The 22998-nt window shown below is 68.1% G+C and carries 20 protein-coding genes and 1 pseudogene; 16 read left to right on the forward strand and 5 right to left on the reverse strand.

Translation table 11 applies throughout. From position 1 onward, the window contains the following. Window positions 1–40: 40 nt before the first annotated feature. From pcnB to ACTOWJ_RS17935, 7 genes and pseudogenes are all read left to right on the forward strand, one after another. Window positions 41–1396 carry a polynucleotide adenylyltransferase PcnB gene (pcnB, locus tag ACTOWJ_RS17905; RefSeq protein WP_441335970.1) on the forward strand — a complete coding sequence of 452 codons (1356 nt, stop codon included), beginning with the start codon at window positions 41–43 and terminating at the stop codon, window positions 1394–1396. 210 nt (window positions 1397–1606) lie between these two features. Next, window positions 1607–2125 (forward strand): 2-amino-4-hydroxy-6-hydroxymethyldihydropteridine diphosphokinase, encoded by a 519-nt coding sequence (gene folK, locus ACTOWJ_RS17910; protein WP_441336104.1) that lies wholly within the window; start codon window positions 1607–1609, stop codon window positions 2123–2125. A gap of 173 nt (window positions 2126–2298) precedes the next feature. Beyond that, complete coding sequence (panB, locus tag ACTOWJ_RS17915; protein ID WP_441335971.1) at window positions 2299–3138, forward strand: 3-methyl-2-oxobutanoate hydroxymethyltransferase; 840 nt, start codon at window positions 2299–2301, stop codon at window positions 3136–3138. A 141-nt stretch (window positions 3139–3279) separates the two neighbouring features. Further along, window positions 3280–4134, forward strand: coding sequence for a pantoate--beta-alanine ligase (gene panC, locus ACTOWJ_RS17920; protein ID WP_441335972.1), 855 nt, complete (start codon window positions 3280–3282; stop codon window positions 4132–4134). 138 nt (window positions 4135–4272) lie between these two features. Then, complete coding sequence (panD, locus tag ACTOWJ_RS17925) at window positions 4273–4653, forward strand: aspartate 1-decarboxylase (protein WP_123647667.1); 381 nt, start codon at window positions 4273–4275, stop codon at window positions 4651–4653. A 28-nt stretch (window positions 4654–4681) separates the two neighbouring features. Beyond that, window positions 4682–6193, forward strand: coding sequence for a glucose-6-phosphate isomerase (gene pgi / locus ACTOWJ_RS17930; protein ID WP_441335973.1), 1512 nt, complete (start codon window positions 4682–4684; stop codon window positions 6191–6193). A 37-nt stretch (window positions 6194–6230) separates the two neighbouring features. After that, window positions 6231–6305: pseudogene (locus ACTOWJ_RS17935) on the forward strand (DUF6053 domain-containing protein); the annotation flags it as partial. A 69-nt stretch (window positions 6306–6374) separates the two neighbouring features. Here ACTOWJ_RS17935 and queG read toward each other — a convergent pair. Continuing rightward, window positions 6375–7499 carry a tRNA epoxyqueuosine(34) reductase QueG gene (queG, locus tag ACTOWJ_RS17940; RefSeq protein WP_441335974.1) on the reverse strand — a complete coding sequence of 375 codons (1125 nt, stop codon included), beginning with the start codon at window positions 7497–7499 and terminating at the stop codon, window positions 6375–6377. Between queG and ACTOWJ_RS17945 the strand changes: the two genes are divergently transcribed. The 6 genes from ACTOWJ_RS17945 (at window position 7498) to ACTOWJ_RS17970 (ending at window position 15793) form a co-directional block, all read left to right on the forward strand. Next, a complete protein-coding gene (locus ACTOWJ_RS17945) occupies window positions 7498–9027 on the forward strand; it encodes an NAD(P)H-hydrate dehydratase (RefSeq protein ID WP_441335975.1) in 1530 nt (509 codons plus the stop codon). The genes queG and ACTOWJ_RS17945 overlap by 2 nt on opposite strands. 8 nt (window positions 9028–9035) lie before the next feature. After that, window positions 9036–9560 carry a tRNA (adenosine(37)-N6)-threonylcarbamoyltransferase complex ATPase subunit type 1 TsaE gene (gene tsaE / locus ACTOWJ_RS17950; protein WP_441335976.1) on the forward strand — a complete coding sequence of 175 codons (525 nt, stop codon included), beginning with the start codon at window positions 9036–9038 and terminating at the stop codon, window positions 9558–9560. Between the two features lie 111 nt (window positions 9561–9671). Further along, on the forward strand, window positions 9672–11372 hold the full coding sequence (locus tag ACTOWJ_RS17955) for an N-acetylmuramoyl-L-alanine amidase (RefSeq protein WP_441335977.1): 1701 nt from the start codon (window positions 9672–9674) through the stop codon (window positions 11370–11372). 332 nt (window positions 11373–11704) lie between these two features. Then, window positions 11705–13582, forward strand: coding sequence for a DNA mismatch repair endonuclease MutL (gene mutL / locus ACTOWJ_RS17960; RefSeq protein WP_441335978.1), 1878 nt, complete (start codon window positions 11705–11707; stop codon window positions 13580–13582). Continuing rightward, window positions 13582–14580, forward strand: a complete 999-nt coding sequence (locus ACTOWJ_RS17965; RefSeq protein WP_441335979.1) for a DUF1684 domain-containing protein — start codon at window positions 13582–13584, stop codon at window positions 14578–14580. The genes mutL and ACTOWJ_RS17965 overlap by 1 nt, the downstream gene beginning before the upstream one ends. Before the next feature lie 145 nt (window positions 14581–14725). Beyond that, complete coding sequence (locus ACTOWJ_RS17970; protein WP_441335980.1) at window positions 14726–15793, forward strand: TraB/GumN family protein; 1068 nt, start codon at window positions 14726–14728, stop codon at window positions 15791–15793. A gap of 132 nt (window positions 15794–15925) precedes the next feature. Here ACTOWJ_RS17970 and rnfB read toward each other — a convergent pair whose 3' ends face one another. The 3 genes from rnfB to ACTOWJ_RS17985 form a co-directional block, all read right to left on the reverse strand. Continuing rightward, complete coding sequence (gene rnfB, locus ACTOWJ_RS17975; RefSeq protein ID WP_441335981.1) at window positions 15926–16390, reverse strand: Rnf electron transport complex subunit RnfB; 465 nt, start codon at window positions 16388–16390, stop codon at window positions 15926–15928. A 62-nt stretch (window positions 16391–16452) separates the two neighbouring features. Continuing rightward, window positions 16453–18555, reverse strand: coding sequence for a methionine--tRNA ligase (gene metG / locus ACTOWJ_RS17980; RefSeq protein WP_441335982.1), 2103 nt, complete (start codon window positions 18553–18555; stop codon window positions 16453–16455). A 382-nt stretch (window positions 18556–18937) separates the two neighbouring features. Next, window positions 18938–19375, reverse strand: a complete 438-nt coding sequence (locus ACTOWJ_RS17985) for a DUF2147 domain-containing protein (protein WP_441335983.1) — start codon at window positions 19373–19375, stop codon at window positions 18938–18940. Window positions 19376–19902: 527 nt separating this feature from the next. On the opposite strand from ACTOWJ_RS17985, the gene apbC reads away from it, so the two are divergent. From apbC to ACTOWJ_RS18000, 3 genes are all read left to right on the forward strand, one after another. Next, the gene (gene apbC / locus ACTOWJ_RS17990) at window positions 19903–20757 is read left to right on the forward strand and encodes an iron-sulfur cluster carrier protein ApbC (RefSeq protein ID WP_441336105.1); all 855 of its coding nucleotides are present in this window, start codon (window positions 19903–19905) and stop codon (window positions 20755–20757) included. A 99-nt stretch (window positions 20758–20856) separates the two neighbouring features. Continuing rightward, window positions 20857–21429: a dCTP deaminase gene (gene dcd, locus ACTOWJ_RS17995; protein ID WP_036115729.1), complete on the forward strand. Its 573-nt coding sequence runs from the start codon at window positions 20857–20859 to the stop codon at window positions 21427–21429. 244 nt (window positions 21430–21673) lie between these two features. Continuing rightward, window positions 21674–22186, forward strand: a complete 513-nt coding sequence (locus tag ACTOWJ_RS18000; protein WP_441335984.1) for an RDD family protein — start codon at window positions 21674–21676, stop codon at window positions 22184–22186. A gap of 477 nt (window positions 22187–22663) precedes the next feature. Here the strand turns inward: ACTOWJ_RS18000 and ACTOWJ_RS18005 are convergent, their stop codons facing one another. After that, entirely contained in the window at window positions 22664–22963 is a 300-nt protein-coding gene (locus ACTOWJ_RS18005; RefSeq protein ID WP_441335985.1) for a hypothetical protein, read from the reverse strand. Window positions 22964–22998 lie beyond the last annotated feature (35 nt).

The raw sequence follows: 22998 nt of genomic DNA on the forward strand, positions 1-22998 counted from the left end.
GGACCCACGAAACTTCTAGAAGGCGGCGCGCCCGCGCTCGATGCAAGCCGACAATTCCTCACTTACTCCCAAGACCTCGCTACGGGTTATCCCGCGCGACCAGCACAACGTCTCGCGCAAGGAGATCAGCCCCAACGCGTTGCGAGTGCTTTACCGCCTGCGCGACAGCGGCTTCGGCGCCTACCTGGTCGGCGGCGCGGTGCGCGACATTCTGGTCGGCGGTCATCCGAAGGACTTCGACGTCGCCACCGACGCCACGCCCGAGCAGGTCAAGGGGCTGTTCCGCAACTGCCGCCTGATCGGCCGGCGCTTCCGTCTGGCTCACGTGGTCTACGGCCGCGAGATCATCGAGGTCGCCACCTTCCGCGCCAACAGCGACGACGGCAGCGGCGATCGCGAGACCGATACCGGCGGCCGGCTGGTGCGCGACAACGTCTACGGCAGCATCGAAGACGATGCGGTGCGCCGCGACTTCACCGCCAACGCGCTGTATTACGCGGTCGAGGATTTCTCGGTGCGCGATTACACCGGCGGCTTCGAAGACGTGCAGAACCGTCTGATGCGCCTGATCGGCGATCCGGAAACGCGCTATCGCGAAGATCCGGTGCGCATGCTGCGCGCGGTGCGTCTGGCGGCCAAGCTCGGTTTCGAGATCGAAGCGGCGACCGCCGCGCCGATTCCGCACCTGGCGTCGCTGCTGGCCGATGCTGCGCCGGCGCGTTTGTTCGAAGAGTGCCTGAAGCTGTTCCTGTCGGGTCACGCGGTGGAGAGTTTCCTCGGCCTGGAGCGTTACGGCCTGCTGTCGGCGCTGCTGCCGGAAAGCGCCGCCGCGCTCAAATCCAACCGCAGCGGCGCCTTGCGCCGGATGTTGCTGGAAGGCTTGAAGGGCACCGATGCGCGGGTGGCGGCCGATGAACCGGTCTCGCCGGCGTTCTTGTTCGCCTTGCTGCTGTGGCCGGCGTATTGCCGCGACTTGATGGGCCTGCAGGCGCAGGGCGTGCACACCGCCGAGGCGCAGCGTCGCGCCGCCGATCGGGTCACCCTGCATCAGCTGGCCACCATCGCGCTGCCGCGTCGTTTCTCGCTGCCGATGCAGGAGATCTGGCTGCTGCAGTCGCGTTTCCAGCAACGTCAGCGCAAGCGCGTGTTCCGCCTGTTGTCGCATCCGCGTTTCCGCGCCGCGTTCGATTTCCTGGTGCTGCGCATGGCCGCCTCCGAGGAACATGCCGGCGACGTGACGTTCTGGCGCGAAGCGCAGGCGCATCCGAACGAGCTGCTGGCCCAGGCCGAAGCGCAGCCGCGCGCGGCCGACGATGAGGACGGCGAAGAAGGCGACGGCCGCGCGCCGCGCAAGCGCCGCCGTCGCCGTCGCGGCGCTCCGGTGGCTTCGGAGTAAGTCGCCGGGTCGGTTCCCGAGCGATCGGTTCGGGAACCGGCGGGCCTCGGATCGGCGGTTCGGCGACAGGCCGGTTCGCGGCAGGCTCGCCGGAAAGCCGATCGCTTCGAACCACGAAGCCCCGGCGGCTGCTGGTCCAGCGCGCGGCTTCCACCGCGGCAGCCTTCACTTTCCCGATGCGCTCTGCGCTTGGCCGGAACGATGAGCGTGATCGATTCTTCTCCCACCACGACCGCCTACGTCGGTCTCGGCAGCAACCTCGGCGACAGCGCCGCGGTGTTGCGCGCGGCCTTGCGGGCGCTTGATGCATTGCCGCGCACCCGTCTGAGCCAGGCCTCGCGGCTGTACCGCACGCCGGCCTGGGGTCAGACCGACCAGCCCGATTTCCTCAACGCCGTGGCCGCACTCGAGACCGCCTTGCCGGCGCGCGACTTGTTGGCGGCGATGCTGGAGATCGAACGCGACGCCGGGCGTTCGCGCCGCGCCGACGGCAGCGACCGCTGGGGGCCGCGCACGCTGGACCTGGATCTGCTGTTGTACGGCCAGGCGACCATCGCCGAACCCGGCCTGCACGTGCCGCATCCGCATTTGCACGAGCGCGCGTTCGCGCTGGTGCCGCTGCTGGAGATCGCCCCGCAGGTCCGTATCGCCGGCGTCGGCCTGGCGCGCGAGGCGCTGGCCGGAATCGATATCGGCGCGATCCAGGCGCTCGGGCCGGACGATCGTTGACCGGCGCGAGCCGGATCGGCACAGCCGAGTCTTCGCGCGAACCGCCGCGGCGGCCCCGGTTGTCCGCGTAAGGCGGGCCGACAGCGTTCCGCCGGTGAGGGTCGCGTCGGCGCGGCAACCTGTTAAGTTATGGCGCTCTCCCCACGACGTCCGTCGCCACCGGACGAATCGCCATGTATACCTCGGCTCCGACCGACGCCAACGCCCAAGAAAAACGCAAAGCCTGGACCGTGCCCATGCTCGCCGACGCCAAGCGCGACGGCCGCAGGCTCGTCATGTTGACCGCCTACGACGCGGGTTTTGCCCGCACGATGGATGCTGCGGGTATCGACGTGGTGTTGGTCGGCGATTCGCTGGGCATGGTCGTGCAAGGCCACAACAGCACCTTACCGGTCGCCACCGCCGACATCGTCTATCACACCGCCTGCGTCGCGCGCGGCCTGTCCAAGGCGCTGCTGGTCGCGGACCTGCCGTTCCAATCCGACGCCACGCCCGAGCGCGCGCTGGACGCGGCGACCGCGCTGCTGCAAGCCGGCGCGGCGATGGTCAAGATCGAAGGCGCGGGCCACAAACTCGACGTGATCCGCTTCCTGGTCGAACGCGAGATTCCGGTCTGCGCGCACCTGGGGCTGACTCCGCAATCGGTGCTGCGCCTGGGCGGCTACAAGCTGCAGGGGCGCGACGACGTCACCGCGAACAAATTGCGCGGCGACGCGCGCGCGGTCGCGCAGGCCGGCGCGGCCTTGCTGGTGCTCGAATGCGTGCCGACCGGCCTGGCCGGCGCGATCACCGCCGATCTGGCCATTCCGACCATCGGCATCGGCGCCGGTCCGCATTGCGACGGCCAGGTGCTGGTGCTGCACGATCTGCTCGGCGTGAACTCGGGCCATCGCCGGCCTAAATTCGTCAAGGATTTCCTGGCGCAGGGCGGCTCGGTCGAGGGCGCGTTCCGCGCTTACGCCGACGACGTGCGCAGCGGCGCGTTCCCGGACGCTTCGCACTCCTACGACTGATCGCGGCCGGGCGCTGGAAATCTTCGGCGCCCGACCCGATATCGCGCTTGAAGCAAGCATCATCCATCCAAGCATCCTCCGGCAGGGACTGGCCCGGGTTTCGTCGCGCACGGAGTGGCGCCGTTCAACCACGAGTACCGCATGCTGACCGTCGATCAACTGGACGCCCTGCGTTCGACCCTGGAAACCTGGCGCCGCGCCGGCGAGCGCATCGCCTTCGTGCCGACCATGGGCAATCTGCACGCGGGCCATCACTCGCTGATCGCGTTGGCGCGTGAGCGCGCCGACCGGGTGGTGGCGAGCGTGTTCGTCAATCCGACCCAGTTCGGCCCGAACGAGGATTTCAGCCGCTATCCGCGCACGCCCGAAGCCGACGCCGAAGGATTGAGCGCGGCCGGCTGCGATCTGCTGTGGCTGCCTTCGGTCGAGACCATGTACCCGTACGGCGCCGACAACACCGTGTCGATCCGAGTCCCGCAAGTCACCGAGACCTTGGAGGGTGCGCACCGTCCTGGCCATTTCGACGGCGTGGCGACCGTGGTCGCGCGTTTGTTCAATCAGGTCCAGCCCGATGTGGCGGTGTTCGGCCGCAAGGATTTCCAGCAGCTCGCGGTGATCCGCTATCTGGTTCGCGATCTGGCCTTCCCGATCGAAATCGTCGCCGCGTCGACCCAGCGCGAGGCCGACGGGCTGGCGCTGAGCTCGCGCAATCAATACCTCTCGGCCGACGAGCGCCCGCGCGCGGCCGAAATCCATCGCGTTCTGCAGGGCATGCGCGAGGCCGTTCAGGACGGCCGGCCGCGCGAAGCGGTCGAGGCCGAAGCGGCGCAACGTCTGGCCGCGGCCGGCTTCGCGGTCGACTACGCGGCGGTCCGGCGCACCGATCTGACCCTGCCCGAGTCCGCTGCGGCGGCGGGCAATGCGGCCCGGGTGGCCCTGATCGCGGCCCGTCTGGGCCGAACCCGCCTGATCGACAACCTGGAATTCACCGCCTGAACAGGGCCGGGCCGGCCGGGCTGGACGGGAAAGCACCGTTCCGCCGACCATGGCCCCCGCCCATGTTGCAGCGCGCCATGCGCTGCTAGACTTCAGGCCCTTCGCGCCCGCGCGCCTGCGGACCCACGAGTAACGACCATGCAACTGAACCTGCTCAAGGCCAAGATCCACCGCGCCACCGTCACCCACGCCGAGTTGCATTACGAAGGCTCCTGCGCGATCGACGGCCGTCTGCTCGATATCTCGGGCATCCGCGAGTACGAGATGGTCCACATCTACAACATCAACAGCGGCCACCGCTTCTCCACCTACGCCATCCGCGGCGAAGAAGGCAGCGGGGTGATCTCGGTCAACGGTGCGGCGGCCCACAAGGCCCAGCCCGGCGATCTGGTCATCATCTGCGCGTACGGTATCTGCGACGAAGCCGAGGCGGCCAAGTACAAGCCGACCCTGGTCTACGTGGACCGGCACAACCAGCTGACCCACACCAACCATTCGATGCCGGCTCAAGCCGCCTGATCGATCCTCAACAAGAGCCTCTCGCACGATGAGCGATGACGTCCGACTTCACGAGCTGCGCGCCGAGGTCGGGCGCGTCGCTGTCACCCCGCTGGCCCGACTGATCGCCCAGGACCCGGCCCGCGCCGCGGATTTCGCGATCCAGGTCGGCCCGCTCTACGCCAGCTTCGCGCGCCAGCACTACGACCGCGACGCACTGGCCTGGCTGCAGCGAGCGGCCGCCGACGCCGGCAGCGTTCAGCGCCTGCGCGCGCTGTTCGACGGCGAGATCGTCAACGTCACCGAAGGCCGCCCGGCGCTGCATACCGCGCTGCGCGGCGATCTGTCCTCGACCGACACCGCACGCGCCGCGCATCAGCAGGCGCTGACCGCGCGCAAGCAGATGCGCGCGGTGATCGACAAACTCGCCGCGAGCGAGGTCACCGACATCGTCAGCGTCGGCATCGGCGGCTCCGACCTCGGTCCGCGCCTGGCCGCGGACGCGCTGACCGGCGCCACGCCCGGCCGCTTCCGCGTGCATTTCCTGTCCAACGTCGACGGCCACGCGGCCCAGCGCACGCTGGCCGGGCTGGACCCCAAGCGCACCGCGGCGCTGTTGATCTCCAAGACCTTCGGTACGCAGGAAACCCTGCTCAACGGCGGGATTCTGCGCGATTGGCTCGGCGACGACTCGCGTTTGTACGCGATCAGCGCCAATGTCGAGCGCGCCGCGAGCGCGTTCAACATTCCATCCGAACGCATCCTGCCGATGTGGGATTGGGTCGGCGGTCGCTATTCGCTGTGGTCGGCGGTGGGTCTGCCGATCGCCTTGGCGATCGGCATGGACCAGTTCGAACAATTCCTCGACGGCGCCGCGCGGATGGACGCGCACGTGCTGGAAACGCCGCTGGAGCGCAATCTCGCCGCCTGGCACGCGCTGACCGCGATCTGGAACCGCAACGGCCTGGGCTATGCGACCCAGGCGGTGCTGGCTTACGACGACCGCCTCAGGCTGTTGTCGAATTATCTGCAGCAGTTGGTGATGGAAAGCCTGGGCAAATCCACCCGCCTGGACGGCTCGCCGGTCAGCGGCGACACCGTGCCGGTGTGGTGGGGCGGGGTGGGCACCGACACCCAGCACAGCTTCTTCCAGGCGCTGCACCAGGGCACTTCGATCGTTCCGGCCGACTTCATCGGCGTGATCCACTCCGACGCGCCGTATCCGCAGAACCATCGCGCGCTGCACGCCAATCTGCTGGCCCAGACCGAAGCCTTCGCCAACGGCCAGAGCAGCGACGATCCGCATCGCGCCTACGCCGGCGGACGGCCGAGCACGACGATCCTGCTCGACGCGCTGACTCCGGCCTCGCTCGGCGCGTTGCTGGCGATGTACGAACACAGCGTGTATCTGCAATCGGTGTTCTGGGGCATCAACGCCTTCGATCAGTTCGGCGTGGAACTCGGCAAGCAAGTCGCCAGCCGTTTGTTGCCGGCGCTGGCCGGCGAGGCCGAAGCCGAGGATCCGGTGACGCGCGAGCTGTTGCGCAAGCTGCGAGGCTGAGCGGATCTGGTACGAGGTGGATGTCGCGAGGTCTTTTGTGGGAGGGGCTTCAGCCCCGACGCTCTTGTGTCAGATCACTGTGAATCGGCCGAAGAGCGTCGGGGCTGAAGCCCCTCCCACAAAAGACCTGGTGATTCATCGAAACCTTGCGAGGTTTTTGCAGGCCGGTTGCGGCGCGGTTTTACGAAATTCCATGCCGCGCCAGCGCCCATTCGACATGCTCGCGCACCACTGCGCTGGAATGCTCGCGCCGCGAGCGCAGCGCCGCGACGACTTCGGGCGAATCCGGCGCATTGCCCAGCGCCACCGCGATATTGCGCAGCCACCGCTCATGCCCGCTGCGGCGGATCGCCGAGCCTTCGGTGCGGCTTAGGAACTCCGCTTCGTCCCAGGCGAACAATTGCGCCAGGGTCGCCTTGTCCAGGTCGTTGCGCGCGCGGAAGTCCGGCTCGTCGGTGCGCTGGGCGAATTTGTTCCAGGGGCAGACCAACTGGCAATCGTCGCAACCGAAGATGCGGTTGCCGATGGGTTCGCGCAGTTCCAGCGGAATCGCGCCGTCGTGTTCGATGGTCAGATAGGCGATGCAGCGCCGCGCATCGAGCCGGTGCGGCGCGACGATGGCCTGGGTCGGGCAGACGTCGATGCAGCGCGTGCAGGTGCCGCAGTGCGCGGTCGCCGGCGTATCGACCGGCAAGGGCAGGTCGAGGTAGATCTCGCCGAGGAAAAACCACGAGCCGCCGTCCTTGTCGATCAGGCAGGTGTGTTTGCCGATCCAGCCCAGTCCGGCGTTGCGCGCCAACGCGCGTTCCAGCACCGGTGCGGAATCGACGAACACGCGATGGCCGAACGGCCCGACCAGTTCGGCCAGGCGGTCGGCCAGCCGTTGCAGGCGTTGGCGCATGAGCTTGTGGTAGTCGCGACCCAGGGCGTAGCGCGCGACATAGGCGCGTTCGCGATCGGCCAGGGTGGCCCAGGCGTCCTCGTCGTCGCGGCGGCCGTAGTCGAGCCCGACCGAGATCACCCGCACCGTGCCCGGCAGCAAGGCGCTGGGGCGGGCGCGCAGATCGCCGTGCCGCGCCATCCAATCCATCGAGCCGTGCAGGCCCTGTTCCAGCCAGTCCAGCAGATAGGCCTCGTCCTGGCCCAATTCGACGCCGCTGATGCCGCAGCGCTGGAAACCGAACTCTCTCGCGATCTGACGGATGCGCGCGGCCAACGCCGCGTAGTCGGGCGCGGCGGCGGTGTCGGGCGAGGCGGGGCGGGCGTCGGGCTGGCTCACGATGCGGCAAGTATAGAATCGCGGCATGTCCTCGACCCGCGAATCTGCTGTGACCTCGTCCGCTGCGCCCCTGTCCCAGTGCTGCCTGTTCGACGCGGCGGCCCTGCGCGCGGTGGAAACCGCGGCGGCGGCCGAACTGGGCGATGCTTATGCGCTGATGCACCGCGCCGGCGAGGCGGCGTGGCGGGAATGGCTGGAGCGCTGGAGCCAGGCCTATTCGCTGCTGGTGGTCTGCGGCCCCGGCAATAACGGCGGCGACGGCTATGTGATGGCGCTGCACGCGCACCAGGCCGGGCGCCGCGTTTGCGCGATCCGGCTGCGCGAGCACGCGCCACGCGGCAAGCTCGCGCAACGCGCGGCCGGCGAATACGAGGCCGCGGGTGGCCGCACCGTCGAGTTCGACGGCGCGCTGCCGCCGGCCGATGCGATCGTCGACGCCTTGTTCGGCATCGGCCTGAAGCGGCCGCCGGAAGGCGCCGCCGCCGATCTGATCGCCGCGATCAACGCCCACGGCGCGCCGGTGTTCGCGCTGGATACGCCCAGCGGTGTGGATTCCGATCGCGGCGCAGTCGAAGGCGCGGCGGTGGTGGCCGATCGCACCATCGAATTCATCGCGCGCAAAGGCGGATTGCGCACCGGTGCGGCGCTGGATCATGTCGGCGCTCTGAGTCTGGCGACGTTGGGCCTGGAGCCCGCGCATTACCACGCCCATCCGATCGCCGAATGGCTGCAGGCCGCGGATATGCGGCGCTGGCTGCGGCCGCGACGTCGCGACAGCCACAAGGGCCGCAACGGCCGCGTGTTGTGCGTCGGCGGCGATCATGGCCATGGCGGCGCGCTGCTGCTGTGCGCGCAAGCGGCGCTGCGCAGCGGCGCGGGGCTGGTCGATGCGGCCACGCGCGAGGCGCATGTGGCGCCGATGCTGGCGCGTCTGCCCGAGGCGATGCCGCGCGCGGTGGAGAGCGCCGAGGATCTGCGCGCGGCGATCGAGGCGGCGGACGTGATCGCGATCGGCCCGGGACTGGGTCAGAAAGACTGGGGAAAACAGCTGCTTTCGGCGGCGATCGACAGCGGCAAGCCGTTGTTGCTGGACGCCGACGCGCTCAATCTGCTCGCCGCGCAGCCGCGTTGGTTGTCGGCCGATACGATTCTCACGCCGCATCCGGGCGAGGCCGCGCGTCTGCTCGGCAGCGACACCGCGCGCGTGCAGGCCGAGCGTTTTTCCGCGGTACGCGCGCTCGCCGAACACTACGGCTGCACGGTGGTGCTCAAGGGCGCCGGCAGCTTGATCGCCGCGCCCGGCGGCGCGGTGCGGGTGATCGGCGCGGGCAATCCGGGCATGGCCGTGGGCGGCATGGGCGATGTGCTCAGCGGCGCGATCGCCGCATTGCGCGCGCAAGGATTGAACGCGTTCGATGCGGCCAGTTGCGGCGCCTTGCTGCATTCGGTCGCCGGCGACGAGGCGGCGCGCGACGGCGGCGAACGCGGTCTGTTGCCGAGCGACCTGATGCCGTGGCTGCGCCGCCACGCCAATCCGTCCACCGATACGCGATGATGCATGCGATGAACTCTCAAGCGCCTTCTCAATCCGCTTCGACGACTTCATCGCGATCGCTGGTGTTGAACCTGGCCGATGCCGAGGCCACCGACGCATTGGGCGCCGCGCTCGCCGCCGCGCGCGCAACGCTTTCGCCGATGCCGACTCTGCAAGCGCATCTGCACGGCGATCTGGGCGCGGGCAAATCCACTCTGGCGCGTGCGTTGTTGCGCACACTCGGCGTGCGCGGCGCGATCCGCAGCCCGACCTACACCCTGGTCGAACGTTATCCGCTCGCCGAAGGCGGCGAGGCCTGGCATCTGGACCTGTACCGGATCGGCGATGCGGGCGAGCTGGAATTCCTCGGCCTGGATGGCGGCGAGGCCACGCTGTGGCTGATCGAGTGGCCCGAACGCGGCCGCGGCTGGCTGCCGCCGGCGGATCTGCGCATCGATCTGGCGGTCGACGGGGCGGGGCGGCGGGCCGAACTGAGCGCCGTCACTGGGGCCGGTTCGGCCTGGCTGGAGGCCCTGGCCGGGGCGACCGGTTAGCGGGCGTTTGCGACCGACTCCTGAATGATTCCATAGGAAGTAGCGGCAGGTACCGGATTTGCAAGGGAAAAATACTTGCAATTCATCAATTCCGGTGCTTGACTTACACCCATGCGAGTAAAAGGGGTCACCGTTCAGAAATTCCTGCTTGGCTTGGCGCTGCTCGCGGCGCTGGCTTGGAATCTCGCGCACGCCAGTGAAATCAAGGGCTTGGAGCTGCACAACGGCGCAACCGGGACCCGCGCCGAGATCGTTCTCGACGGTGCCGGCGAATACAAAGTCATCAGCCTCAAGGGCCCCGATCGCCTGGTCGTGGATCTGCCCGCCTCGCGCCTGGGCAAGAGCGTCAAGCTTCCAGCCGGCGCCGGCATCATCAAATCCGTGCGCAGCGGCGAGCCGCAGCCGGGTACGGCGCGGATCGTGTTCGACCTGGCCCAGCCGGTCGCGGTGCTCAAGCCGCGGATCGAGCAGGGCGCTTCGGGCGCGCGTCTGGTGCTGGAATGGCCGGGCGACGGCAGCGAAACCGCCGCGGCGGTGGCGGTCGCGCCGCCGAGCGCGTCGCCTGCCGCCGTCGTCGCGGCCCAGCCGCCGGCCTCGGCTCCGAGCGAAGCCGAGGCGACCGCCGCGTCCAACGCCGCAACCCAGAAACTGATCGCCGAATTGGCCGCACGCGCCGCCGCGACCCATCCGACCACATCGCCAGCGGCCGCGCCGACGGCTCCCGCCAGCGCGCCGCCACCGGCCTCCGTCGTAACGGCTCCGCCCGCCGCCGCGGTGGCGACGACCGCGTCGGCGCCGGTACACAACACCGCTCAGCAAGCCGCCAATCAGGCCGTGTTCGAACAGGCCGCCCAGGCGCCGGTGCCGAACACGGTCGCGACCGGCGTGCCGACCCGTATCGCCACCGGCGTGCCCACGCGCGTCGCCACCGGTGTTCCCGCGCCGGTGCCCGGTTCGGCTGCCGCGATGGCGCCCGCCGCGATGGCGCCCGAAGCGGTGCCGCCGCCGGGTGCGGTCAAGACCATGAAGGACGTGATGCGCGGCCGCGGCATGCGCCCGTTGATCATCGCCATCGATCCCGGCCACGGCGGCCAGGACCCCGGCGCGATCGGCCTGACCGGCAAGCGCGAAAAAGACGTAACCCTGGCGATCGGCCGCGAGCTGGCGCGCCAGATCAACGCCACCCCGGGCCTGAAGGCCTACATGACCCGCGACAGCGACGTGTTCATCCCGCTGCCGCGGCGTGCCGCCCTGGCGCGTCAGGCCAAGGCCGACATGTTCGTCTCCATCCATGCCGACGCGGCCGAGAACCGCGCCGCCAAGGGTTCCTCGGTGTATGTGCTCTCGCTCAAGGGTGCGTCCTCGCAGCGCGCGCGCTGGCTGGCCGACAAGGAAAACGCCTCCGACCTGATCGGCGGCGTGCGCCTGCAGCAGACCGACAACACCCTGGCCTCGGTGCTGCTGGACCTGACCCAGAGCGGCCATATGAAGGCCTCCGAAGACGCGGCCGGGCACGTGCTCGACGGGCTCAAGGATGTCGGCAACAACCACAAGCCGCATATCGAGCGCGCCAACTTCGCGGTGCTGCGGACCTCGGACATGCCGGCGATGCTGGTCGAAACCGCGTTCATCTCCAATCCGGACGAAGAGCGCCGGCTGACCGATCCGAGTCATCAGCGCGCGCTCGCCCGCGCCGTGCTGAGCGGGATCAACACCTATTTCACCCGTCAGCCGCCGCCGGGCACGATGTACGCCGCGCGTGCCGAGGCCCAGCAGGCTTCGCCGGGCGGGTTCGGTGGTGGCAGTCCCTGAGGTTCTGGTATCGCTTCGGTACGGTTTTGATTGGCGGCTCTTCGGGGCCGTCTTCGTTTTGGGAGGGCTGGTCCTCACTCCAAGCCCGACCCCGGCCCAAACGCATAGCGGTTTGGGCGTCCACGCGCACGCGAGCCAGTGGCTCGCAAGCTGCGCGCGTTCACCCCGCTTGCGGGAGAAGGTGCCCGGAGAGCGGATGAGGGAGGGCTGGAGGGGCCAGCCACCACCGCGCAACACACCAAACCGCAAGCTCCGGATCGCGGCGACCCTCGGCCAGCGGCTATCATCGATCCCCATTCCCCAACGGCGCCCCGCGCACCGAAACGCCGCCTGTGAGCATCCGCCAACTCCCCGATACCCTCATCAATCAGATCGCCGCAGGCGAGGTGGTCGAACGGCCCGCGTCGGTGGTCAAGGAATTGGTCGAGAACGCGCTCGACGCCGGCGCGCGCCGGGTCGACATCGATCTGGAAGAGGGCGGCGTGCGCTTGATCCGCATCCGCGACGACGGCAACGGCATCGCCGCCGACGAACTGCCGCTGGCGGTCTCGCGCCACGCCACCAGCAAGATCGCCTCGCTCGACGATCTGGAGGGCGTCACCACCTTGGGCTTCCGCGGCGAAGCTTTGCCCTCGATCGCCTCGGTCAGCCGCTTCGCGCTGTCCTCGCGGCGGATCGGCGAAGACCGCGGCGCGGTGCTGGAGATCGACGGCGGCCGCCTCGGCGAAGTCACGCCAAAATCGCATCCGCAAGGCACCACGGTCGAAGTCCGCGACCTGTTCTTCAACGTCCCGGCGCGGCGCAAATTCCTCAAGGCCGAACGCACCGAGCTGGGCCATATCGAAGAATGGCTGCGCCAGCTGGCGTTGGCGCGGCCTGACGTCGAACTCCGCGTTTCGCACAACGGCAAGGCCACCCGGCGCTGGAAAGGCGAGGGCGACTTGATCGACATGGGCCTGTCGGACGTGCGCATCGGCGAGGCCCTGGGCGAGGAATTCGCCAAGAACGCGTTGCGAGTGGACCACAGCGGCGCCGGTCTGCGCCTGCACGGTTGGATCGCGCAGCCGTCCTACAACCGCGCCAGCGCCGATCAGCAATACCTTTACGTCAACGGCCGTTCGGTGCGCGATCGCAGCATCGCCCATGCGGTCAAGCAGGCCTATGCCGATGTGCTGTTCCATGGGCGTCAGCCGGCCTATGTGCTGTTCCTGGAACTCGACCCGCGCCGGGTCGACGTCAACGTGCATCCGGCCAAGCACGAAGTGCGCTTCCGCGACGCGCGGCTGATCCACGACTTCGTCTACCGCACGCTCAACGACGCACTGGCGCAAACGCGCGCGGGCACTTTGCCGTCGGCGCAGGTGCCGGGCGGCGGCGATCCGTTCGCTTCGGCCAACGGCGAGGGCGCCGCACCGTCGAACCTGTATCAGTACCGGCCGACCGCGCCGCTGGGTCTGCAGATCAGCGAAACCCGCGTGGGTTATGCGGCGTTGTACGGCAGCGGCGGCGGCACGGTGTCCGGTCCCGCGCCGGGCGCCGGACTGTATGCCGGTTCCGGCAGCGCCTACGCCTCGCCGTCCCCGGGCATGCCGCTGTCGGCGTTGCCGCGCGGCGACGACGACACCTTGCCGCCGTTGGGTTACGCGATCGCCCAGTTGCACGGCATCTACGTGCTTGCCGAAAGCGCCGAAGGCCTGATCGTGGTCGACATGCACGCCGCCCACGAGCGCATCGGCTACGAAAAACTCAAGCACGCGCACGACGGCGAAGGCCTGCGCACCCAGCCCCTGCTGGTGCCGGCCAGCCTGGCGGTGTCCGAGCGCGAGGCCGAGGTCGCCGAGCGCGAGGAAGCCACCTTGATCGCACTCGGCTTCGAGGTCACCCGTAGCGGCCCGCAATCGCTGACCCTGCGCGCGGTGCCGGCGCTGCTGGCCCATGGCGACGTCGAGGCGCTGTTGCGCGACGTGCTGGCCGATCTGCGCGAGCACGGCGAATCGCGCCGGGTCGCCGCGGCCCGCGACGAACTGCTTTCGACCATGGCCTGCCATGGCGCGGTGCGCGCCAACCGGCGTCTCACTTTGCCCGAGATGAACGCCTTGCTGCGCGAAATGGAGGCGACCGAGCGCTCCGGCCAATGCAATCATGGGCGTCCCACCTGGGCGCGTTTCAGCCTGCCCGAAATCGACCGCTGGTTCTTGCGAGGGCGTTGATGATGTCCGCAGTCCGTCCGTTGTTCCGACGTTCCTCCGCGCCGCTGCTGGGCGCGGCATTGCTGCTGGCTGCGCTGGCCGGCTGCGATTCGCCCGAGCAGCAGGCCGCGCGTCAGCGCCAGGCCGCCAGCGTGGCCCAGGCCGGCGACAACTTCGCCCGCGACGAGCAACTGTGGCGCGAACAGCGCCGCGAATCGCTGCTCAAGCCCGACGGCTGGACCAGCTTGATCGGACTGCATCCCGTCGAGCAGGGTTCGCACTACTTCGGCAGCGATCCCGACAACGGCATCCGCCTGTCGATGGGGCCGGAGCACATCGGCATGATTTCCCTGGACAAGGACCGCCTGCGTTTCGTGCCGGAAAGCAGCGTGGCGTTGACCTTCAACGATCAGCCGCTCAAGGGTTCGGTCAATCTGCTCGCCGACGACTATCCGGCCGGTCCCAGCAAGATCGGTTTCGACGAAGGCAAGGGCGTGTTGACCGTGATCGAGCGCGGCGACAAGTACTACCTGCGCGTGCGTCACGCCGAAGCGCCGGCGCGGATCGCGTTCAACGGCATCGACTACTGGCCGGCGCAGGAAGACTGGAAGATCACGGCCAAGTTCGTCGCCCATCCGCCCGGCAAGACCATCGAGGTGGCCAACATCATCGGCCACGTCGAAGCCACGCCCAATCCCGGCGCGGTCGAGTTCGAGCGCGACGGACGCACTTACCGCATCGAGGCGCTCGACCAAGGCGGCGACGAACTCATGCTGGTGTTCGCCGATCGCACCAGCGGCCACACCAGCTACAGCGCCGGCCGGTTCCTGGACGTGCCGCGGCCGAACCTGCAAGGCAAGGTCACCGTCGATTTCAACAAGGCTTACAACCCGCCGTGCGCGTTCACCGCGTTCGCGACCTGCCCGCTGCCGCCGGAGGGCAATCGCGTGGACCTGGAGATTCTCGCGGGCGAGAAGACCTACAAATCCCCCGCGACCGCGCCGCCGCACGCCTCGTGAACGGTCGCCGGCGCCAACGCGGGAACCTGCCGTCTTGAACGACGCTCGCAGCCGCCGCATGCGCGCCGCAACCAATGATCCCAACTCTTCCCGGGCCGCTGTCCCCAGCGGTCCGCCTCACCGAATCCAAGGACACATCCGACTCATGCGGTTCCTGAAGTTGTTCGCTCTGCCGATGATCACCGCGACGCTGCTGAGCGTGTCGCTGACTTCCGCCACCGCGCTGGCCGGCGGCGAGCGCGCCGCGGCGCCGGTCGGCAAGGCGCCGCCGGTGCCGTTGTTGTGGAAGGTTTCCGACGCCGACAACGCGGTGTACCTGCTCGGCTCGTTCCATCTGCTGCGCCCGGACGACTATCCGCTTTCGACCGACATCGATCAGGCCTTCGGCGCATCGGACAAGGTCTTGTTCGAGGTGTCGCCGCAGGAGATGTTCGATCCGACCGTCGGCCAGCGTTTCATGCAGCGCGCGCAGTACGCCGACGGACGCACGCTCAGTCAGGTGCTGCCGGCGGACTTGCGCGAAAAGCTCAATCGCGTGCTGGCCAAGAACGGTCGCTCGCTGAGCCAGGTCGACACCCTGGAGCCGTGGTTCGTCAATCTCTCGCTGGTGCTCGGGGTGTCGCAGTCGATGGGCTTCAGCCCGCAACTGGGCCTGGACCAGTACCTGATGCGCCAGGCCGCCGAAGCCGGCAAGACCGCCGGCGGTCTGGAGAGCATGGATCATCAGCTCGACGTCATGGATTCGGGCCCGCTGCCCGAACAGATCAAGGCGCTGCGCGAGTTCCTCGACAAGCCCGACGAAGTGCCGGGCATGCTCGAAGACATCCACAAGGCCTGGCGCACCGCCGATCTGTCCGAGCTGGACGAGAAGGCGCGGCGGGAGATGAAGGACAAGACCCCGGAGACTTACCGGATGGTCAACACCGAACGCAACGAAGCCTGGCTGCCGCAGTTGAGCAAGCTGCTCGACGAGGCGAAGAAGGGCGACACCCTGGTGGTGGTCGGCAGCCTGCACCTGCTCGGCGACGACGGACTGGTCGAGCGTCTGCGCAGCAAGGGCTACAAGATCGAGCGCGTGTGCTCGGCCTGCGCCAGCGGTACGCCGGATCTGGCCCCGCCGCCGGCACCCGCGGCACCGACCGTGACCCTGGATGCGCCGCCGCCGGAATCGGCCAAGCCGCCGGCCGAAGGCAAGCGCGAAACGCGCAAGTAAGTCGGCTCGAGTCGCGCGCGAAAAACCGCGACGAGCGCAGCATGGCTGCGAAGTCTCTGGATCCCCGCCTGCGCGGGGATGACGGCAAAAGCAAGGCAACGCTTCGGCGACTCGCCTCGAACGCCGTTCGGCTCAGGGCCGCCAGAGCGCCATCGACGCGGCGGAATCCGCCGGCACCAGCACGATGCAATCCACCGGACAGGCCGGAACGCACAACTCGCAACCGGTGCACAGCGGCTCGATCACCGTGTGCATGTGCTTGGATCCGCCGATGATCGCGTCGACCGGACAGGCCTGGATGCACTTGGTGCAGCCGATGCAATCGGCTTCGACGATCAGCGCCACCGGCGTGGGTTTGTGCTGGCCGCGGGCGCGGTCGTAAGGCCGCGCCGGCACGTCGAGCAAGCGCGCCAAGGCCCGCGCGCCGGCATCGCCGCCGGGCGGGCAGTGATCGATGCCGGCGTCACCCTGCGCCATCGCTTCGGCGTACGGCCGGCAGCCGGCGTAGCCGCATTGGCCGCATTGGGTTTGCGGCAGCAGCCGATCGAGGCGTTCGGCCAGATCCGGGATTGGGGATGGGTGATTCGGGATTGGCATGGCGCTCTATGGAAAGGAAACAGCCGCAGCGAGTTCCGAATCCCTAATCCCGAATCCCGGCCTTATCGAATCGGCATGCCCGGCTCGGCGCCGCCGTCGGCATCGAGCAGGAACAGATCGCCGCCGTCGAAACCGGCCGAGAGGATCATGCCTTCGCTCAGGCCGAAGCGCATCTTGCGCGGGGCCAGGTTGGCGATGAACACCACGCTGCGGCCGACCAGTAGTGAAGGTTCGGCGTAGGAACCGCGGATGCCGGAGAAGATCTGGCGTTTGCCCAGATCGCCGGCGTCGAGCTCGAAGCGCAGCAGCTTGTCGGAGCCTTCGACGAATTCGCAGGCCAGCACCTTGCCCACGCGCAGATCGAGCTTGGCGAAGTCGTCGATGGCAACCGTCGCGACGGCGGACGCGGCAGCAGGTTGAGCCGCGACAGCCGGCGCAGAAGCCCCGGCAGCGGCGGAAGCGTCCTTCGCGCTCTTCGCAGCGGTGTTTTCAGATGCCGCGGCCGCGGACGGGGCGAGGGATTCCTTGCTGGCGTCGATCATGTTCTCAATCAGTTGGGTGTCGATACGGGTGAACAACGGGGCGTAGGCGCCGATGGTGTGCGCGGTCAGCGGCGAGGCCAGATCGCCCCAGTGCGCGACCGGCGCCTGCAGGAAGGCCTCGGCCTGCGCGGCCACGCGCGGCAGCACCGGCTTGAGCGCGGCGGCGAGCACGCGGAACAGGTTCAGGCCCTGCGTGCACACGGCCTGCAATTGCGCGTCCGCGCCGTCCTGCTTGGCCAGCACCCAGGGCTTGTACTCGTCGATGTATTTGTTGGCTTCGTCGGCCAGCGTCATGGTCAGGCGCAGTGCGGTCGCCGCTTCGTTGCGGTCGTAGGCCTGGGCGATCGGGATCAGCTGATCGACGAAGCGCTGGTACATCGCCGGATCGGGCAGCGCATCGGCGAGGCGGCCGTCGAAACGCTTTTCGATGAAGCCCGCGCAGCGGCTGGCGAGGTTGACGAACTTGCCGACCACATCGGCGTTGACCCGCGCGACGAAGTCGGCGAGGTTCAAGTCGATGTCTTCCACGCCGCCGCTGGTCTTGGTGGCGAAGTAGTAGCGCAGTGCTTCCGGATCCAGGCCCGCGTCGAGGTAGGTGCGCGCCATGATGAAGGTGCCGCGCGATTTGGACATCTTCTCGCTGTTGACCATCAGATAGCCGTTGACGTGCAGGCGGGTCGGCGCGCGGAAACCCGCGCCGTGCAGCACCGCCGGCCAGAACAGGCCATGGAAGGTGACGATGTCCTTGCCGATGAAGTGGTGCAGTTCGGCTTGGCTGTCGCGCGCCAGATACGACCAGAAGTCGAGGCCTTCTCGTTCGGCCAATACCTGGAAGCTGCTCAGATAACCGATCGGCGCGTCGAGCCAGACATATAGGTACTTGCCTGGATGCCCCGGAATCTCGAAACCGAAGTACGGCGCGTCGCGCGAGATGTCCCAGGCGCGCAGACCGCCTTCGGCGTCGAGCCATTCGTGCAGCTTGGCCTTGATGCCGGGCGTGCCGACGTCGCCGGCCAGCCACTCGCGCAGAAAGGCGTCGAAATGGCCGACCTCGAAGAAGAAATGCTCCGACTCGCGTAGCTCCGGCGTCGCGCCGCTGACCACCGAGCGCGGTTCCTTGAGTTCGGTCGGTGCGTAGGTGGCGCCGCAGTTCTCGCAGTTGTCGCCGTACTGGTCGGGCGTGCCGCAGTTGGGGCAGATGCCCTTGACGTAGCGGTCAGGCAGGAACATCTGCTTGACCGGATCGAACAATTGCGCTACCGAACGCCGGCCGATGTGGCCATCGTTGTCCAGGCGCGCGTAGAAGCCTTCGGTCAGCTTGCGGTTGACCGCCGAATGGGTGGAGTCGTAGTGATCGAACTTCACGCCGAAGTCGGCGAAGTCGCGCTCGTGACGGACCTGGATGTCGGCGATGTACGCCTCCGGCGTCTTCCCTGCCTTTTCCGCGCCGAGCATGATCGGCGTGCCGTGGGTGTCGTCGGCGCAGACGTAATGGACCGTGTTGCCGCTCATTCGCTGCGCGCGGACCCAGATGTCGGCCTGCATGTAGCCGACCAGATGACCCAGGTGCAACTCGCCATTGGCGTAGGGCAGAGCGTTGGAGACGACGATTTCGCGGGACATGAGCGGGGTAGCCGTGGGTGGTCGTGAATTATGGCATGGGGCCGTTGCCAGCTTCGGGTGTGTGGCCGGGGCCGCGGAAGTCGGGATCGGCGCGATGTCCGAAGTTTTTTGTGGGAGGGGCTTCAGCCCCGACTCGATCCGGTCGCAGCGCCGCTTCATGGAGTTGCACCGCTCCGACAGTCGGGGCTGAAGCCCCTCCCACAAAGACTCCGGTTGTGAACGGCGACGGGGCCGATCAGAAACTTGGCCGAGGCCGGAGCCATTAACAAGAAACCTGGTCAAGGCCGGAGCCCATTAACAAGAAACCCGGCCAAGGCCGGAGCCCATTAACAAGAAACCCGGCCGAGGCCGGGTTTCCGTGAGCATACGGACCGGCCGAGGCTTATTCTTGACGCATCCAGGTCTGAGTGCGGCCGAGCATCGAGAAGCCCATGAAGCCGCGCACCTCGAGCTTTTTGCCGCTCTCGACGGGGGTGACCTTGACCGAGTAGATCTTGCCGGTGGCCGGGTCGAGGATCTGGCCGCCGTCCCAAGTGTTGCCGTCCTTGCGGATGCCCCACAGGATCACCATGCCCTTGACCGGCTTGTCTTTGCGCTCGCCGGCGCACTTTTCGCACAGCGGGTTGGGGCCGCGTTCGGACTGCAGGATTTCGTTGACCCGGCCGGCCAGGCTGCCGTCCTTGGCCTCGTAGATTTCGACCACGGACTTGGGCTTGCCGGTCTTGTCGTCGATGGTGGTCCACGAGCCGATCGGCGTGGCCTGGGCGAACGCCGCCGTCGGCAGCGCCAGCAACAACAGTGCGAGCAGTTTGATGCGCATGTATCCCCTCCCAGAGACAGTGAGCGTGACGGGCCGCGTACCGGTTGGCGGTGGGCGGCAGTTGCAGCCTTTATACCGCATCCGCCCACGTATGGAATCGGGGCGACGGTAGGTTCCGCGGTCCGGCCCGCAGCACGCAGGCCCCCGTGTCGCGGGCCGCTCCGAGCGGTAGTTTCGGGTGTTGCGGGGGGCTGGATCGAAATGAATGCGCCCAGCGGCGGCACCAGGCCTTACCATGTATGCCGGCCGCGACGCGGCACCCAGACCGAGTTTCCAATGCGCAAGCATCATCCGTGGCCGGCGGGATTACCGGCGTGAGCGAGAGCCTGCAAGCCCTGATCGCGGCGCTGCCTCTGCCCGACACCGACCTGAGCCTGGCCGACAGCGAAGCCCGCGTCCGCGCCGGCGCCGCCGAGGGCCGGGTCGCGGTGTCCATCAATGCCGGTTACCCGCTGGCCGGCCTGCGCGCCGGCCTGGAGTCGGCGATCGGCGCGCTGCTGGCGCCACAGGGCTTGACCCTGGCCAGCCTGGAACTCAACTCGCGGATCGTCTCGCACGCGGTCCAGCCCAACCTGTCGCCGCTGAGCAACGTGCGCAACGTGATCGCGATCGGCTCGGGCAAGGGCGGGGTGGGCAAGTCGACCACCGCGGTCAATCTGGCCCTGGCCCTGGCCTTGGACGGCGCTCGTGTCGGTCTGCTCGACGCGGATATCTACGGCCCCAGCGTGCCCACCATGCTCGGCGTGCACGGCAAGCCCGACAGCCCCGACGGCAAGCACATCGAGCCGCTGCGCGCGCACGGCATCGAGGCGATGTCGATCGGGCCGCTGGTGGAACAGGACACGCCGATGATCTGGCGCGGCCCGATGGCGACTTCGGCGCTGACCACCTTGCTCAACGACACCCAGTGGAGCGAGCTGGACTATCTGATCGTCGATCTGCCACCGGGCACCGGCGACATCCAGCTGACCTTGTCGCAGAAGATTCCGGTCGCCGGCGCGGTGATCGTGACCACGCCGCAGGACGTGGCCACATTGGACGCGCGCAAGGCGCTGCGGATGTTCGAGAAGGTGCAGGTGCCGGTGCTGGGCCTGATCGAGAACATGGCCGTGCATATCTGCACGAACTGCGGCCACGCCGAGCATCTGTTCGGCGAAGGCGGCGGCGCGCGCATGGCCGTCCAGTACGGGGTGCCGTTGCTGGGCAGCCTGCCGCTGGAAATCGCGATCCGCGAGCAGGGCGACGCTGGCGTACCGGTGGTGGTGGCCCAGCCCGATTCGGCCGCCTCGCGCGCCTATCGCGGAGCCGCGCGCCGGCTGGCCGCGCAGTTGGCGCGTCGGCCGCGGGTGACCCCGTCGATCTCGGCCTCGCTGCTCGGCTGAGCGGGCGCGCCGATTTCGGCGTCCGCGCCGCTTACAATCGCCCGCTGCCTCTATTTTGTCCGTACGCGCGGCCTCGCCGCGCCCTGATGGGAACACCGCATGAGCATCAAGTCCGACCGCTGGATCCGCCGCATGTCCGAGCAACCCGGCGGCATGATCGAGCCGTTCGAAGCCGGCCAGGTCAAGCATGCCGCCGACGGCCAGCGCATCGTCAGCTACGGCACCTCCAGCTACGGCTACGACGTGCGTTGCTCGCGCGAGTTCAAGGTGTTCACCAACATCAACTCGACCATCGTCGATCCGAAGCATTTCGATCCGGGCAGCTTCGTCGACATCGAGAACGACGTGTGCATCATCCCGCCCAATTCCTTCGCCCTGGCGCGCACGGTCGAGTATTTCCGCATTCCGCGCGACGTGCTGGTGGTGTGCCTGGGCAAGAGCACCTACGCGCGCTGCGGCATCATCGTCAACGTGACGCCGCTGGAGCCGGAGTGGGAAGGCCACGTGACCTTGGAATTCAGCAACACCACGCCGCTGCCGGCGCGCATCTACGCCAACGAGGGCGTGGCGCAGATGTTGTTCTTCCAGTCCGACGAGGTCTGCGAGACCTCTTATAAGGACCGCGGCGGCAAGTACCAGGGCCAGACCGGCGTCACCCTGCCGCGGACCTGAGTGGCGACGCGGCCCGGCCGTGGGCCGGGCCAGTCCCGGCTATCTGGCGGTTTGACACCCCCGGGCACGCTCCGGGGCAAGGCCGCGCGCGCGCCAGGCACCGATCCGGACGAGGGCCGGACGCAAATTGGCGCGAGCCGGATGCGTCAGTTACCGCCCGCGCCTGTTATCTTCGCCGGGTAAATCCAAGGCGCCGCGGTTGGGGAAACCGTGGACGCCCTATCAACCAGCAAGGAGTAGACGAATGGACCCGCAGAACCCTTATCAGAGCCCGCAGTCGCCAGTAACCGCTCCCGACACCGGCGACCAGGAGCTGGCCGAGCGTGGCATCCGCCTGGTCGCGGCGATCATCGACGGCGTCATCATGATGGTGCTGATGTTGCCGCTGATGTTCGTCGGTGGCTATTTCGCCGCCGTCACCGAGGCCGCCCAGACCGGCTCGCAGCCTTACGGCCTGCAGATTCTCTGGGGCCTGGTCGGTCTGCTGCTGTTCTTCGCGGTGCAGTACCTGCCGCTGAGCCAGACCGGGCAGACCTGGGGCAAGAAGGTCATGAAGATCAAGATCGTCGACCTCGACGGCAACAAGCCCAGCGTGGGCACGCTGTTGGGCAAGCGCTACCTGTTCCAGAACGGCATCGGCATCATTCCGTGCCTGGGCGCGGTGGTCTCGCTGGTCGACATCCTGATGATCTTCCGCGAAGACCGTCGCTGCTTGCACGACCAGATCGCCGGCACCCGCGTGGTGGTCGCGCGCTGAGCGCAAGCTAAGCGGTACGCTTCAGCGAAACGCGTCGATGCCTCAGGCATCGGCGCGTTTTTCTTTGGTCAGCGTCTTTTGCTTTTGTCGTTCCCTTCTTTGAAAAAAGGGGGCAGGGGGACTCGCTCCTCGGCGTCGTTTGCGCAAAAGCAAATCCCCCGGCGCAGCCGGATTCGCCAGCGGCCCAAGCCGCGCAGGCGCCAGCCCCCTTTTTCAAAGGGGGCGAGTTTCAGATACGCGCAGCCCCGCAGCCCCGCAGCCCCGCAGCCCGCAGCCCGCAACCGCTTCGCGCGCCTTTGCTGTTCCCCCTTTGAAAAAGGGGGGCAGGGGGGATTTGCTCTTAGCCGTCGCCACAGCAAGCGCAAATCCCCCGGCGCAGCCGAATTCGTCACCGGCCCAAGCCACGCAGGCGCCAGCCCCCTTTTTTCAAAGGGGCGAGTTTCATGAAGGAGCGGTTTCAGATAACCGCCGCCCGCTTCACGGCTTCTGGTAGGTCACGAAGAAACCCTGCAGGTCGCCGTTCTCGATGTACGGCTCCACGCTGACCACGTCGTAACCGCGGGTGGTGAAGGCTTGGTGCGCGCGGCTGAGCGCGTTGGCCGCGCCCTGATTGCGGAAGCCCCAGCTGGCGTCGACCCACAAGGTCACCGCGCGCAGGTTCTTGGTCACCGCTTCCTGCGCGACCTGGTCGGGGTTCTTGTCGAACAGCCCGGCGTGCGCGGGCGAGGCGGCGAAGGACGCGGCGGCGAGCAAAACGGCGAGCAAGGTGCGGTGCATGGGAGCTCCATCCAGCGGCTAGAGCCGCGATCGGT

This window comes from Lysobacter sp. CA199, from assembly GCF_052078715.1.
In the GTDB taxonomy this organism is placed as follows: domain Bacteria; phylum Pseudomonadota; class Gammaproteobacteria; order Xanthomonadales; family Xanthomonadaceae; genus Lysobacter.